The sequence below is a fragment of the Lactobacillus delbrueckii subsp. bulgaricus genome (genome assembly GCF_046938665.1).
In the GTDB taxonomy this organism is placed as follows: Bacteria; Bacillota; Bacilli; order Lactobacillales; family Lactobacillaceae; genus Lactobacillus; species Lactobacillus delbrueckii_C.
The window spans coordinates 1-246 of record NZ_JBKZCD010000104.1; the positions used below are offsets into that span (position 1 = coordinate 1).

Consider the following 246-nt stretch of genomic DNA (forward strand, 5'->3'; position numbering starts at 1 on the left):
TGCCAGCCGTATTTCTTTTATGCATGACTTTCCAGAAACGCGAGGATCTCAGCTTTAGTTCGGGTACTTTTATCAATAGCTTTTAGTAATTCCTCCTGCTCCCGGTGCTTCTTGAGCTCATAGAGAGCATCTAGTTTCTGCGATACTTTATCGCAGCGCTCTTTAAGGCGCCGGAGTTGTTCTTCTGTTTGGGAGATCTCGGCTTCAATTGTCTTAATACTCTTCGTTCTCGGCATCTTCATCATC

General features: G+C 44.7%; 1 protein-coding gene. It reads right to left on the reverse strand.

Annotation, left to right across the window (positions count from 1 at the left end):
- Positions 1 to 17 precede the first annotated feature (17 nt).
- Positions 18 to 245, reverse strand: coding sequence for a hypothetical protein (locus tag ACLUXO_RS10425; RefSeq protein WP_412137468.1), 228 nt, complete (start codon positions 243 to 245; stop codon positions 18 to 20).
- Position 246 lies beyond the last annotated feature (1 nt).